Here is a 15125-nt window from a genome sequence, read left to right as displayed (position 1 = left end):
ATAGGTGAAAGATGGGAGCCAGTTCACTATCGTGACAAGCTCCACTAAATATTATTTACTGAGAAGTTATAAGTTCAGTAAAAACAGACTGTTAGTCAATATGATTCAATAAAATGCGCAGTGGTGGATTATCATCAACTAATGAGGCCAACGTATGTTTATCCAACTCAGCCAAAAATACTGCGCGCGCGTCCGCTAGCACATTCTTCAAACGACATGCTGGCGTAATATGACAAAACTCATCGCTACAATTAACAATTTGCAGCGGTTCAATGGCACGAACAACATCACCCAGTACAATGCTTTCAGCAGCCATACCTAAGCGAATTCCGCCATTTTTACCTCGAACAGTTTCAACGTATCCTAATTGGCCAAGTTTATTAATAATTTTGACCATATGATTTCGTGAAACATTATAGGTTTCGGTTACTTTAGTAATACTGGTCAACTCACCTTGAGGTAAAGTTGCCAGATATATCAAGGCTCTTAGGCCATAATCGGTAAAACTTGTTAACTGCACAAATAACTCCTCCTTTGCAATATTTTAATCTTGTTCTTGACTAAAAGATACCTATCAGATACAACATATAACATACATTATAAATACAAGTTAGAGAAAGAAGTAATGATTAGCCAACAAACTATCGATATTGTTAAAGCAACAACGCCGGTAATTGCAGAGACAGGTCCTGCCTTAACTGCCCATTTTTATCAGCGTATGTTTCAGCATAACCCTGAACTTAAAGATATTTTCAATTTAAGTCACCAACGAAATGGTGCACAACGAGAAGCATTATTTAATGCAATTTGTGCCTATGCGACTAACATTGAAAATCTTGAAGCTCTATTACCTGCAGTTGAAAAAATTGCTCATAAACACACCAGTTTTATGATAACAGCAGAGCAATATCAAATTGTTGGTCATCATTTATTGGCTACTATTGATGAATTGCTATCCCCTGGGCAGGAAGTTTTAGACGCTTGGGCTGAAGCTTATGGCGTATTAGCTAATATTTTTATTACTCGTGAAGAAGATATTTACCAAGAAAATGAAGCAAAGCAAGGTGGCTGGCGCGGTACTCGCGAATTTGAACTCGTTGAAAAGCGCCAAGAAAGTGATGTCATTACGAGCTTCACATTTAAACCAACGGATGGCCAGCCGGTTGCAGCATTTAAACCAGGTCAATATTTAGGTGTTTACTTAAAGCCTGAGCAGTTCGAGTTCCAAGAAATTCGTCAATACAGCTTATCAAGCGCCCCCCAGCCAAATACATACCGAATCTCGGTTAAGCGTGAAGATGGTGGTTTAGTATCAAGTTATCTTCATGATAGCTTAGTTGAAGGAGATAAAGTGCTATTGGCTGCACCTGCGGGTGACTTTTTCTTGGAAGAGAACCCAACCACTCCTGTGACTCTTATTTCTGCCGGTGTCGGTTTAACGCCAACACTTGCAATGCTAGAAACCCTACAGCAACACGATCACTCCGTTTATTGGCTCCACGCTGCGCACAATGGTCGTCATCACGCCTTTAAAGATCACATCAAGCAATTGGCACTAAAAAATGCTCAAATTAAGCCAACTACTTGGTATCAAGAGCCACAAGCCGATGATGTATTAAGTGAAGATTACGATTATGCGGGCTTGATGGATCTGACTCTATTAGCAGCAGAATTGACTAAAGATAAAGATATGCAGTTTTATTTCTGTGGCCCAGTTGGATTCATGCAACACGTTGCCAAACAACTTATGGCGATGGGTGTCGAGCAAGACCGTCTACATTATGAATGCTTTGGTCCTCATAAAGTGATTTAATCACCTTGCATTGTTGCCAATAGCCTAAAAGAGAAAACCTCCATTTACGGAGGTTTTTTTGATCTACCAAAGCAGCTCTTCTCGCTTGGCTCTGGCGATAATATTAGCGGGCATTTGATGCTCTAGTCGACGGCGTAGCTGAGTAATACGCTGATGTTGATTTCGGTTGTCGGTCACGCTGAAATAGAGCCACCGATATGCGTCTTCATAATCCAATGGGCTGCCATAATCTTTAAGCAACAGTTCGGCTAGCTGAATTCTTGCTGCAATATTTCCCATTGCAGCCGCTTCACGAAGATACAAGATCGCTCGATCTCTGTCTTGTTGAACCAAAGTACCTGCTGCGTAATAACGACCTAATTGCTCAAGTGCTGCGGGTAAGCCCTGATTTGCCGCTTTCTTCATATAGTAGAGCCCAGTTTCCGCATCTTTGGGCACACAGACTCCCCAAGCTAACATATCACCGTAAAGAAACTGGTAAGCGGGAGACTGAACACGTCTTGCTCTAGCTATAATATCTTGGACTAATTGACAATCATCAGCTTTTACCTGTGCTAAATGACGATTGGTATCAAAAAGATGGATCAATTGAGAGTCTGAATAAACAGGCACAGCATCGCCTACCCCTTGAGACCAGCCCCAAATAGGTATGATAGCGGCACTTAACAGCCATAACTTTACGGCAGGCTTCATTATTAGCTCTCATTATTATTGCGATAATTAAGTATCGACCAATAACCGCCGAACTTTAGACCTTGGTTCTGTCAATTTTCTGCCTCAAGATCACATCTTAAATTGCAACGGTTTATATATTTTAGATAACAAAAAGCCAGCACTAAGGCTGGCTTTCGATTTAAGCATGTTTCAGCTACGAACTAGATCAATTATTCGCCGTATGGGTGAACTTTGATGATAGTTTCGTTACGGTCAGGACCTGTTGAGATGATATCTACAGGAACGCCTGTTAGCTCTTCGATACGTGCAATGTAATCTAGTGCTGTTTGAGGAAGCTCTTCTAGTGATTTAACACCGAAAGTCTTCTCGCTCCAACCAGGCATTGTTTCGTAGATTAGCTCTAGATCTTCGTACTCGTCTGCAGCCATTGGAGATACTTCTAGGATCTCACCAGTCTTAGTCTTGTAACCAGTACAGATCTTAAGTTCTTCTAGACCATCTAGTACGTCTAGCTTAGTTAGACAGAAACCAGAGATAGAGTTGATTTGTACTGCACGACGCATAGCCACAGCATCGAACCAACCTGTACGACGTAGACGACCTGTTGTTGCACCAAACTCATGGCCAACAGTACCTAGGTGTTTACCGATAGGATCTTGCTTTTCTAGACCATCGTATAGTTCAGTTGGGAAAGGACCTGCACCAACGCGAGTACAGTAAGCTTTCGCAATACCTAGGATATAACCAAGGTGACGAGGACCGAAACCAGAACCTGCAGCAACACCACCAGCTGTAGTGTTAGAAGAAGTTACGTACGGGTAAGTACCGTGGTCGATATCAAGTAGAGTACCTTGCGCACCTTCGAACATGATCTTGTCGCCACGTAGACGAGCGTCATCAAGCTCTTTAGTTACGTCAATAACCATTGAAGTTAGGATGTCAGCTTGTGCCATCACACCTTCTAGCACTTCTTCGTAGCTTACAGGCTCAGCATTGTAGTAATGCTCAAGCTGGAAGTTGTGGTAAGCCATAACTTCTTTTAGCTTCTCAGCAAATGCTTCTTTATTGAATAGATCGCCAACACGAAGACCGCGACGTGCAACTTTATCTTCGTAAGCAGGACCGATACCACGGCCAGTTGTACCGATAGCTTTTTTACCGCGAGCAATTTCACGAGCTTGGTCTAGCGCAATGTGGTAAGGAAGAATTAGTGGACAAGCTTCTGACAGGAATAGACGCTCACGAACTGGAATACCACGCTCTTCTAGCGGGCCCATTTCTTTCATTAGTGCATCTGGAGAAAGTACAACACCGTTACCGATGATGCATTTAACGTTGTCACGTAGGATACCTGATGGGATTAGGTGAAGAACAGTTTTCTCACCGTCGATCACTAGAGTATGACCTGCGTTGTGACCGCCTTGGTAGCGAACCACATACTTTGCATCTTCTGTTAGTAGATCTACGATCTTACCTTTACCCTCGTCACCCCATTGGGTGCCTAAAACGACTACATTGTTTGCCATCTTTCTTCGTCTATCAGTAGTTAAAAAAGAATTCTAGCACCTTAATTCACGCCTTGCAGTCATTTTTTGACCATTTAGACCAAAACGGCCAAATCCAATGCGCAAATTACAAAATACTAGAGTGAGGAATACATCATATAGGCTATCACTACACCAGCAACCACCAAACAGCCACCAATACGGCGTAATGTGTTATCACTTTGCTGACTTAATTGGCCAACCATGTCACGCCAGCCACGAGGAGCAAGCAGTGGCCCCAAACCTTCAAAGACTAAGACTAGCCCGATAGCCAACCAAATTGAATTTGCCATAATTTTTTACTCAGATAAAAAAAAGACAAGGCCACAAGACCTTGTCTTCCTATTATAAAGTGCTCGTTATCAGAGCCAAGCCTTTACTTAATTCGCTTTTGGATTTGCTTGGTTCATGTAACGGAAGAACTCGGTATCAGGGTCGATAACCAGTACGTCATTCTTCGAATTGAAGCTCTTCTCATAAGCCTTTAATGAACGCCAGAAACTAAAGAATTCAGGGTTCTTCGTATACGCTTCAGCATAAGTATCGGCTGCTTGAGCATCTGCATCACCGCGTAAAACCTGAGCTTTACGGTTTGCTTCAGCTAAGATAGTCGCTACTTTTAGTTCAGCACGAGCACGTAGCTCTTCTGCACGCTGACGACCTTGAGAACGGTAACTACGCGCAACCGACTCACGTTCTGCTCGCATACGACGGTAGATAGATTCGCTGATTTCATCTGGTAGGTTGATTTTCTTAATACGGAAATCCACCACTTCAATACCAAGATCTTTCGCACTATCACGAGTTTCACTTAGTACATCGGCCATGATTTGATCACGCTGACCTTCTACTTCTTTAACATCATTTTCAGGCAGTAGACCTTTAACAATCTCTTCAGCAATTTGAGTCTGTTGATCGTTAGCATCATCAGTTTTCGCAGCTTTTGGCTGCGCACTGTCTTTACCAGAGACAATTTGCTTGATCTCTTTAGCACCGATTTCTGCGCGAAGACTATCAACCACTTTACGCTTTAGTAGCGCTTCAGCCGTTGAAATATTACCGCCACCCGTTGCTAAGTAGTACTGACCAAAGTTTTGGATACGCCACTTAACATAAGTATCAATAATAACGTCTTTTTTCTCTGCAGTAAGGAAACGGTCTGCTTGATCGTCCATGGTTTGAATACGTGCATCTAACATATGAACACGATCAAACACAGGCACTTTAAAATGCAAACCTGGCGCGTAGACCTGAGCCACTTCAGTATTGTTATCTTTGATAATTCGACCGAAACGAACCACGATACCACGCTCGCCTTCCTTAACAACGAAGACTGACATCAGCAATAGAGCAATAAAAATCACCACAACTGGGATCATTAACTTACGCATAATTAATATCTCCCCTGACGACCAGTTTCTGTACGAGGTACAGGAGTCACTGGAGTTTGTGGTTCAACTTTCTCTAACTCGATGCCACTGAAACTTTGACTGTCAGTTTCAGGAGCCTTCGCTTTAGGTGCTTGATTGATCATTTTATCAAGTGGTAAATACAGCAAGTTACCATTTGATTTAGTGTCAATTAACACTTTACTTGTATTGCTGTACACACGTTCCATTGTATCGAGATACAAACGCTCACGTGTCACTTCTTTCGCTTTTAGGTATTCAGGTAATAGCTTATCAAACTGAGCTACGTCACCTAGCGCACCATTAACAACACGCTCAGAATAACCTTCGGCTTCGTTCTTAATACGCTCTGCACGACCAATTGCTTTTGGCAAGATATCATTGCTGTAAGCTTCGGCTTCACGTACATAACGCTCCTCATCCTCACGGGCAGCAATCGCATCATCAAATGCATCTTTTACCGCTTCCGGTGGACGAGCAGACTGGAAGTTCACATCAACAACACGGATACCCATATTATATTTAGCAATGATCTTATCAATCGCCTCTTGGGTATCAGCACGAATTGCCTGACGGCCAGTTGTTAGTGCCTCATCCATTGTTGAGTCACCAATAACAGCACGTAGTGCAGAATCAGTTGCTTGACGTAAGCTATCATCGGCATTAGTTACACTAAATAAATACTTTTCAGCATCATCGACACGATACTGAACATCCATTTCAACTTTCAGTACGTTTTCGTCTTTAGTGAGCATTAGGCCTGATGCACGTAGCGAACGAATCGCTTGTACGTTTACTGGAATCACTTCATCAATAAAAGTTGGTTTCCAGTTCAAACCTGGTTTTACAATTTGGTCAAACTTACCAAATCGTAATACCACACCTTGTTCCGCTTCCCCGATGGTATAAAAACCGGAGAAACCCCAAACTGCAGCAGCTAATACTGCAACGGCCCCTAAACCAACGGCTCCGCCGCCAGAAGAAGACCCTTTGTTATTCCCTAAAATTCCGCCAACCTTACGACTGAGCTTTGAGAAAACTTCATCTAAATCTGGTGGTCCTTGATCGCGACCACCACGATTTTTATTGTTATTTCCCCAAGGATCATTGTCGCGGTCGCCGTTATTGCCAGGCTCATTCCACGCCATTATAGAACTCCATCAGTATGATATGACGACAGTTTTATTACTTTAGCAATCCATTAAGCAACGATAAAGTCATCTAACGAAGTACTTTCTCTTTTTTGTAACCGTGACCAATCGGCCAACTGTATGCGGATATCTATGGTCAAACAGCCGTCCGACTCATATTCTTCTCGCAAGATACAACCTAATTGATAAAACTTACTACGATAACGCCCGATCAACTCAGGTGGTAAACGTAGTGTATGTTTTACCATGGTCCCAGAAAGACGCTCAGTTAATGCCTGGAACAACAGGTCTAACCCGATACCTTCCATAGCAGAAACCCAAACTCGACGTGGAACGCCATCGTCATCACGCTCAATACGCGGTTTGGCACCTTCTAGATTATCGATTTTATTCATCACCAATAATGATGGGACTTCGTGAGCTTCAATTTCTTCTAAGACACTTTCAACAGCATCAATATTTTCACGGAAGCGATCATCACTAGCATCTACAACATGAAGCAATAAATCTGCTTCTTGAGTCTCTTTTAGTGTTGCTTTAAAAGCCGCGACCAAATCATGGGGTAAATGACGAATAAAACCTACAGTGTCAGCTAATATTGCCGTACCGACATCTGCGACTTCAACTTTACGCAAGGTAGGATCTAGAGTTGCGAATAACTGATCGGCAGCGTAAACGCCAGCATCAGTAATACGGTTAAACAACGTAGACTTACCCGCGTTGGTGTAACCAACTAATGAGATTGTTGGGATTTCAGCTCGATTTCTCGCACGTCGGCCCTGCTCTCGCTGTTTTGCCACTTTGTCTAAACGACGTAAGATGGCTTTAATACGCTCACGCAATAAACGTCTATCGGTTTCCAGCTGGGTTTCACCTGGACCTCGCAGACCGATACCACCTTTTTGACGCTCAAGGTGAGTCCAGCCACGAATTAATCGAGTAGACAGATGACGTAACTGAGCTAATTCAACTTGCAACTTACCTTCATGGGTACGTGCTCGCTGGGCAAAAATATCAAGAATCAACCCGGTACGGTCAACCACTCGACATTGGCACAATTGCTCAAGGTTACGTTCTTGTGCAGGAGATAAGGCGTGATTAAAAATCACAATATCAGCATCAACAGCGCGAACTGCATCTGCAATTTCTAAAGCCTTACCTTCCCCCACATAATATTTAGGGTGGGGAGTTTTTCGACTACCTGTTACTACACGTAGCGAATTGACTCCCGCCGAAGAGACCAACATTTCAAATTCACGTAAGTCTTCCCATTCCCCTTCTTGCGTGAAGTTGACATGAACAAGTACGGCCTGCTCACCGGCTTCATAACGGTCAAACAAGCTATCAACTCCTTAATTGAAGAATATTACTCTTCAATTTTTTCTTGAGGACGCTCAGCTGTGCCTGTTGCTGCGTGGTGATGATTCACCGGACGAGCAGGTACAACTGTTGAAATTGCGTGTTTATAAACCATCTGGTTTACAGTGTTTTTAAGTAGGATCACAAACTGATCAAACGATTCGATTTGGCCTTGTAGTTTGATACCGTTAACCAGATAAATAGACACCGGAATTCTTTCACGACGCAGCGCATTTAAAAACGGGTCTTGCAGAGATTGCCCCTTAGCCATTATTTCTTTTCCTTATTGGTTTGTAGTTGTAGTTAGCAACGAACAAAAACTAAAATACGCAAAACAGTTCTGAGTATACACCTTTATTAACCATCATATCTTACTGAGTTTGTGACGGTTTGTAACGATGTATCCACATCCCCGCTATCCAACCACGTCAAATCTTTCCAACTTCTTAGCCAGGTGATTTGACGCTTCGCTAATTGACGGGTCGCGCAGATACCACGGAAGACCGCTTCATCTTGATCGCAATGACCGTCCAAATAATCCCACATCTGACGATAACCTACACAACGGATTGATGGCAGATCAGGATGAAGATCACCACGCTCATAAAGCGCTTTAACCTCTTGTTCAAAGCCAGCTGCCATCATTTTCTCAAAACGCAGCTCAATTCGTTGATGCAGAACAGTCCTATCCTTGGGAGCGATTGCAAATTGGTGAACTTTATATGGTAAAGCATCACCTTGAGTTTTCGTTAACTCAGTTAAAGTTTTGCCGGAAATACGGAAAACTTCCAATGCACGAGACAATCGTTGTGGATCATTAGGATGAATCCTAGCCCCTGATACTGGGTCGATTCGCACTAATTCCTCATGCAAAGCTTGCCAGCCTTTCTCTTTTGCTTCTTGTTCAATACCAGCACGGATCTCAGGATCTGCCGCCGGCAACGGAGAAAGACCTTCTAACAAGGCTTTGTAATACAGCATGGTTCCGCCCACCAATAAAGGTATGCGCCCTGCTGCAACTATATCAGCCATTTCTTTAAGTGCATCAGCACGAAAGTCTGCAGCTGAATAACTTTGCGCTGGATCACGAATATCAATAAGTCGATGAGGCGCAAGGGCCAGCTCATGAGCATCGGGCTTTGCCGTTCCGATATCCATTCCCTTATAGATAAGGGCAGAGTCGACACTAATCAACTCTACAGGTAACTCTTGGCGCAAACGGATTGCTAAATCTGTTTTGCCTGATGCTGTTGGCCCCATTAAAAAAATGGCCTGTGGTAATGGCTTACTCATATTCTACTTAAATGCTTCTATGGCTGTATGCAGATCAACGGAACGCAATAATCGATCATAATGGTCGGTTAATTGGGCTCCCCAAAGCTGCTCTAGTTCAGTCACTAATTGAATAGCTTGCGACAGTGAATATTGCTCTTGAGCAACCACACATTGTTGCGCAAACCAATCTAATAACTTATCCCATCCCTGCTGAGTTGGATCTTCAGCAATGGATCCTAAGTAGGTTAACAAATTTGGGATCAATTGTTGTAAGTTTTGCTGCCGCAAAGGCATACAAACTGACATGATAATAAGAGATTGCTTTCCTTTTGCTTTTAATTGAATTCCTAACTTCTGTAATAACGCTTGATGCTGCTGAGCCGATTCTAACAACTCAGGGCTAACAGGGATTGAGTGCGGTATTAATAGTGGCTGCGGTTTCAACCCTTCGCTCTGCGCTAACTTCAGTTGTCCTTGGATTCTTAAATTTTGAGCCACCTCTAATGATAATAGAGCAAGATTTTGATTTCGGCTGACAACTAGATACTGTTTTTCGACAATAACCAATGCCTTACCTAGCCCTTCAACCTCAGAATTTACACTTGAATGCCGACGAATTGGCTCGGGCATACTTGGGGTATACTCTTGCCACACATTCGATTCTGTTACTGTTGGTGAATTCACATGAGCGTCATTAAATGTCGTATCTAATGCTCGCTCTTCAACCGCGTCTGGTGTTTGAATTAAACGTTGATATGCCGCCACTTCAGCAGGACTCGGACCACCTTCAGCTCGATAGTTTGTCGTTCCGTATTGGCGCGAAGGTGTATTTGTGATGGCACCTTGCTTCTCTGAGCGATAGTCACTTGATGGCTGGGAGTGATTAGATATTTCACGAGCTGTTTTAGTTGAACCTGTCTCGTAATGCGTCTGCTCTCGCCACTGTTTAGCCGGTTGTTTATTTGGATAATCAGGCGTTTGCTCTATCGCTTGATAGGTTGCTTCTGGCACAGCATGATGTGAGTATTCACTATCAATATTAGCTTTTGCACTTAGACGCTGAGGTGACTGTATCTCGATAAAATCATCACTTTGCTGCAAGGCACTTTGAATACCCTGATAGATAAAGTCATGAACAAGACGAGCTTGATGAAAACGCACTTCATGTTTTGCTGGATGAACGTTTACATCAACATCGTGAGGATTGAGATCGATAAATAAAACATAAGCTGCATACTGCTCTGGCGCTAAACTGCTCTCATAAGCTTGGCGAATCGCATGATTGATAAGTTTATCTTTCATCATTCGGCCGTTTACATAGCAATATTGAATATCGTTTTGGCTGCGCGCACCTGATGAGCTACAAATCCAACCAGATAATTTCAAATCGCCATGGGTGAGTTCAACTACTAAAGCATGTTGTAAAAAACCTTGGCCACAAGCGGTTGCTAGCCGACGTTCCTTTTGCGCTTGAGTTTGTGCTGCTCGATATTGACGAATAACCTTACCGTTATGACGCAAAGTAATATTCACATCGAATCGGCTTAGAGCGATTCGTTTAATGAGCTCATCAATATGGGCAAATTCAGTTTTTTCTGCTCGAAGAAACTTTCGGCGAGCAGGAGTATTAAAAAATAGATCTAGCACTTCAACCGTAGTACCAACAGGATGAGCTGCTGGTTTAAGTTGTACCGCCATATCTCGCCCTTCAGCATAAGCAGACCAGGCCTCTTCTTGTTCAGCAGTACGGGAGGTTAAAGTTAGACGAGCCACAGAGCTGATACTGGCTAGAGCCTCACCACGAAAGCCTAAGCTCATAATGGCTTCGAGATCATCAAGAGAGGAAATTTTGGACGTTGCATGACGACTAAGAGCAAGCCCTAATTCATCTTTAGGAATACCTTTGCCATTATCGCGAATACGAATAGTCCGGCTGCCACCTTTATCAATATCAATATCAATTCGGGTAGCGCCGGCATCAAGACTGTTCTCAACCAGCTCCTTAACAACAGAAGCTGGTCGTTCTACCACTTCACCTGCAGCAATTTGGTTAGCAAGACGCGCAGGTAAAATTTGAATGGGCATAATTAACTTCTTGGTATAATGAGTGTCTGACCTACAGCTAGTTTATCAGATCGTAATTTGTTCGCATTACGGATACTAGCAATACTGACCCCGTACTTAGAAGCAATTTTACTTAAAAATTCACCACGTTGCACTTTATGAGTGATCTGTTTCGGTGCTTTAACCTCAATTTTCAGTTTTTGCCCCAACATAACATTATCGGACTTAAGTTTATTGAGCGAACGAATACGGCTCATCGTTGTGCCGTATTTTTCTGCTAACTGACCTAAGTATTCACCGCGTTTTACCGTATGATAAATCACTTTCGTTGATGTCGATGACGATGAAATGGCAGCAGTTTTAGTCGCTACTGATTTTTGAGAGGAAGTACTTACAACGTTTCCTCCCCTTGGAATCACTAACACTTGACCAATATTGACTGAATTTGATTTCAGATTATTAGCTGAGCGAATCGTTGCCATCGACACACCATAACGGTTCGCAATACCACTTAATGTTTGTCCTGACGTTACTTTATGCTTAACCGTTGAGCCACGAGAAGCGAACATTGTTCCTTGTGGTGGGTTAGCTTTAAAGTAATCAACAATACCGCGATAAACCGCATCAGCAATTTTGGCTTGGTGTGCAGGTGAAGTTAGCAAGCGCTCTTCAGTTGGATTTGAAATAAATCCAGTTTCCACCAACAGTGATGGAATATCAGGAGATTTCAATACTGCAAGGCTCGCATGCTGAGGTTGGCTCTTATGTAAACGAGTGACTCGACGCAATTGATGTAATACGCTCTCTGCAACGTCATACCCCTCTTTTTGCGAGTGGCTAAATTGTAGGTCTAATACCGCACGGCTTAAGTATTTATCTTGAGAGTTACCCGATAAAACATCACCGCCACCTAACAGCTCAGATTGCTTTTCACTCTGCTCCAACCAACGACCAATTTCAGTGTTTGCTCGACGGTTGTTAAGAACCCAAACCGATGCTCCACGCGGTCTTGGATTTGTAAATGCATCGGCGTGAATAGACACTAACAATAGTGCTTTATTCTTACGTGCAATTTCAGAGCGCTTACTTAACCCAACATAATAATCTCCACGGCGAGTCATTACCGCTTCCATACCAGATGTTGAATTCAGCTTAGTAGCCAGCTTTTTAGCAATCGCAAGGGTGACATTTTTTTCATACTTACGATGTGGACCAATCGAACCTGGATCTTCACCACCGTGACCGGCATCAATGGCAATCACGATTTTTCCCATACTTTTTGGCATATGAGCCGTAGCTTGAGAAGTTGCTGGTGTTGATTTTGACTTATCCACTACCAAATTTGATTCACCACCAGGGTGTGGCAGATCAAGCACTAAGCGATGCCCATAACGACCACCAGGGGTCGGAGCTAGCGCAAAAATATTTGGCTTAACATCGTCTTTAATTTCAAATACCAAACGAAAATCGCCTTTTTTAGGCGCATTACTACTGCGGATCTGGCTTAAAATCTCACTGTTTTTTACCACCACAGGAAGTTTAGTATCTTTACTCGTCTTCTTTAAATCGACGACCAGACGATCAGGTTTAGTTAGAGTAAATGTTGAATAGACAGGCTTATCTTGCATATCTAATACAACTCGAGTTTCATCTGGAGCAGGCCATACACGCACTCCTTTGAGCTCGTTTGCCCAAACACTCGAACTGACTAAACTCGCCCCAACGATCAGTAGGTTTAAATAACTCCGTAACGCCATCCTAGTTAACACTTCTCCAAGCGTGATAGTAACTGCTCACCATATTCAGACTGAGCGGTTATGATCACTTTACGTTGCTCACCGTGATACAACATTTCTAATTCCAGATCAGGTTGTGGTAATAAACCCGTACCTTTTTCAGGCCATTCAACCAAACAGATCGCATCATTAGAAAAATAATCACGAATACCCATAAATTCTAATTCTTCAGGATCGGCAAGACGGTATAGATCAAAATGGTATACCTGCCAAGGCGCAAGATCATACGGTTCAACCAAGGTATATGTTGGACTTTTTACATTACCTTGATGTCCGAGAGAACGAATAAAGCCTCGACTAAAAGTGGTTTTACCGGCGCCAAGATCACCATGAAGATAAATGGTAGTTTGCTGTGAGCAGGCAGTTGCTAGTTGCAGACCTAACTCAACAGTCGATTGTTCATCTGCAAGAATTCGTTCAAATGTTTTCATGGTTACCGTACTATTCTATTCGTATTGTACTTGAGTTAATTAAAATCACTCATTCATCATATTTCAGCTGTCAAACCATCAAATTGAACAGCAATTGTTGATTATACGATGATTTTTTTAATGAGGTGAATGTTTATACAAAATCCGTCAAACAATACCACCACAAAATACGAAAACACCGATAGATTCCAAATTAGAATTACCACCTAAATTGGCAGAAATTACCCCTATTATTCCAGAGGTTTGTACCATTAATGACAAAACTTTGTCAGTTCACTATTTCATATTTTAGATAAATTACGACTTAAGTTGCCAGAAGAAATCAATAATAAAAACAAGGGAAAATAGCTTAATAAAGCACTCTGACTAAATTTTTTGGTTCAATCTGTCATATCCAGACTCTATCTATTTTGTGATAAACTTCGCCCCTTTCTCTGTAACCTGTGATTCTGTTATGACTATAGATCTCAACCAACTCAGCCTCGATATCAAACAATGGGGTAAAGAATTAGGATTCCAACAAGTCGGTATTTGCGATGTGGATCTATCTCAACATGAAGCACAATTACAGCGGTGGCTTGATGCGGGTTATCACGGCGATATGGACTGGATGGCACGACATGGCATGATGCGAGCAAGACCTGATGAACTCCATCCAGGAACAGTGCGAGTCATCAGTGTTCGCATGAATTATTTACCGCCAGAAGCAGGATTTGCTCAAACATTAAAAGCACCTGAAAAAGGTTATATTAGCCGTTATGCCCTTGGTCGTGATTACCATAAATTAGTCAGAAATCGATTAAAGCAACTCGGACAAAAAATTGAGGCTGTTGTCGGTCCATTTGGCTATCGTCCTTTTGTAGATTCAGCACCGATCTTGGAGCGCCCTCTCGCGCAAAAGGCTGGATTAGGCTGGACAGGAAAGCACTCACTAATCTTAAATCAAGATGCTGGCTCTTGGTTCTTCCTTGGAGAGCTTCTTATCGATTTACCACTACCTGTGGATGAGGCTATAGAAAATCAATGTGGTAAATGCGTAGCCTGCATAACCAGCTGCCCTACCGGAGCCATTGTTGACGAAGGGGTAATCGATGCCCGCCGCTGTATTTCGTACTTAACGATTGAATACAGTGGCGTGATCCCTGAAGAGTTTCGTCCTTTAATAGGTAATCGCATATACGGCTGTGATGATTGTCAACTGGTTTGCCCTCACAGTCGTCATGGTGAAATCACAGAAGAAACTGACTATCACTGTCGACCAACTTTAGCTCAGCAAGATTTACTCACCTTATTTAGCTGGGATGAAAAAACCTTCCTAAAAAACACAGAAGGTTCAGCAATTCGTCGTATTGGTCATATCCAATGGCTACGTAATATTAGTATTGCAATGGGTAATGCCCCTTATCAAGAAGCCATATTAATTGCCTTAGAAGAATGCCTTGGCCTTGATGAGAGCTTGGACATTCATCTTAATTGGGCCATTGAGCAACAAAAAAAGAGAAGGGATGAAAACTCAATAACGGTGATTTCCAATAAAGCGCAGCGTTTAGTTCGGATTATAGAAAAAGGCTTACCACGGGATGCGTAAGCCTTTAGAAGTAGAATATA

General features: G+C 42.6%; 14 protein-coding genes. 2 read left to right on the top strand and 12 right to left on the bottom strand.

Features of this window, described 5'->3' with window-relative positions; genetic code table 11:
- Nucleotides 1-91: 91 nt before the first annotated feature.
- Nucleotides 92-520 (bottom strand): nitric oxide-sensing transcriptional repressor NsrR, encoded by a 429-nt coding sequence (gene nsrR / locus WAX86_RS01610; RefSeq protein ID WP_036764504.1) that lies wholly within the window; start codon nucleotides 518-520, stop codon nucleotides 92-94.
- 105 nt (nucleotides 521-625) lie between these two features.
- Here nsrR and hmpA point away from each other — a divergent pair, with 105 nt between their 5' ends.
- Nucleotides 626-1813, top strand: coding sequence for an NO-inducible flavohemoprotein (hmpA, locus tag WAX86_RS01605; protein ID WP_044179356.1), 1188 nt, complete (start codon nucleotides 626-628; stop codon nucleotides 1811-1813).
- A 63-nt stretch (nucleotides 1814-1876) separates the two neighbouring features.
- Here the strand turns inward: hmpA and WAX86_RS01600 are convergent, their stop codons facing one another.
- From WAX86_RS01600 to tsaE, 11 genes are all read right to left on the bottom strand, one after another.
- Entirely contained in the window at nucleotides 1877-2506 is a 630-nt protein-coding gene (locus WAX86_RS01600) for a tetratricopeptide repeat protein (RefSeq protein ID WP_044179280.1), read from the bottom strand.
- Nucleotides 2507-2697: 191 nt separating this feature from the next.
- Nucleotides 2698-4014: an adenylosuccinate synthase gene (locus tag WAX86_RS01595; protein WP_044179278.1), complete on the bottom strand. Its 1317-nt coding sequence runs from the start codon at nucleotides 4012-4014 to the stop codon at nucleotides 2698-2700.
- A 116-nt stretch (nucleotides 4015-4130) separates the two neighbouring features.
- A complete protein-coding gene (locus tag WAX86_RS01590) occupies nucleotides 4131-4325 on the bottom strand; it encodes a DUF2065 domain-containing protein (protein ID WP_167543631.1) in 195 nt (64 codons plus the stop codon).
- A gap of 87 nt (nucleotides 4326-4412) precedes the next feature.
- A complete protein-coding gene (gene hflC, locus WAX86_RS01585; protein WP_005301641.1) occupies nucleotides 4413-5423 on the bottom strand; it encodes a protease modulator HflC in 1011 nt (336 codons plus the stop codon).
- A 2-nt stretch (nucleotides 5424-5425) separates the two neighbouring features.
- Nucleotides 5426-6589, bottom strand: a complete 1164-nt coding sequence (gene hflK / locus WAX86_RS01580; RefSeq protein ID WP_065172540.1) for an FtsH protease activity modulator HflK — start codon at nucleotides 6587-6589, stop codon at nucleotides 5426-5428.
- Nucleotides 6590-6642: 53 nt separating this feature from the next.
- Nucleotides 6643-7932: a ribosome rescue GTPase HflX gene (gene hflX / locus WAX86_RS01575; RefSeq protein ID WP_005301649.1), complete on the bottom strand. Its 1290-nt coding sequence runs from the start codon at nucleotides 7930-7932 to the stop codon at nucleotides 6643-6645.
- Between the two features lie 26 nt (nucleotides 7933-7958).
- Nucleotides 7959-8222: an RNA chaperone Hfq gene (hfq, locus tag WAX86_RS01570; RefSeq protein ID WP_036764510.1), complete on the bottom strand. Its 264-nt coding sequence runs from the start codon at nucleotides 8220-8222 to the stop codon at nucleotides 7959-7961.
- Nucleotides 8223-8308: 86 nt separating this feature from the next.
- The gene (miaA, locus tag WAX86_RS01565) at nucleotides 8309-9244 is read right to left on the bottom strand and encodes a tRNA (adenosine(37)-N6)-dimethylallyltransferase MiaA (protein ID WP_005301655.1); all 936 of its coding nucleotides are present in this window, start codon (nucleotides 9242-9244) and stop codon (nucleotides 8309-8311) included.
- A gap of 3 nt (nucleotides 9245-9247) precedes the next feature.
- Nucleotides 9248-11311, bottom strand: coding sequence for a DNA mismatch repair endonuclease MutL (gene mutL / locus WAX86_RS01560; RefSeq protein ID WP_341489011.1), 2064 nt, complete (start codon nucleotides 11309-11311; stop codon nucleotides 9248-9250).
- Nucleotides 11312-11313: 2 nt separating this feature from the next.
- Nucleotides 11314-13047 (bottom strand): N-acetylmuramoyl-L-alanine amidase, encoded by a 1734-nt coding sequence (locus tag WAX86_RS01555; RefSeq protein WP_341489010.1) that lies wholly within the window; start codon nucleotides 13045-13047, stop codon nucleotides 11314-11316.
- Between the two features lie 5 nt (nucleotides 13048-13052).
- Nucleotides 13053-13517, bottom strand: coding sequence for a tRNA (adenosine(37)-N6)-threonylcarbamoyltransferase complex ATPase subunit type 1 TsaE (gene tsaE, locus WAX86_RS01550; RefSeq protein ID WP_036764512.1), 465 nt, complete (start codon nucleotides 13515-13517; stop codon nucleotides 13053-13055).
- A 454-nt stretch (nucleotides 13518-13971) separates the two neighbouring features.
- Between tsaE and queG the strand changes: the two genes are divergently transcribed.
- Nucleotides 13972-15105 carry a tRNA epoxyqueuosine(34) reductase QueG gene (gene queG, locus WAX86_RS01545; protein WP_341489009.1) on the top strand — a complete coding sequence of 378 codons (1134 nt, stop codon included), beginning with the start codon at nucleotides 13972-13974 and terminating at the stop codon, nucleotides 15103-15105.
- The last annotated feature ends 20 nt before the right edge of the window (nucleotides 15106-15125 follow it).

Origin of the sequence: Photobacterium damselae subsp. damselae, assembly GCF_038086725.1 — a bacterium.
Taxonomy (GTDB): Bacteria; Pseudomonadota; Gammaproteobacteria; order Enterobacterales; family Vibrionaceae; genus Photobacterium; species Photobacterium damselae.
The sequence above is the reverse complement of the archived record's forward strand: the minus strand, read 5'-3'. Positions and strand labels throughout refer to the sequence as shown.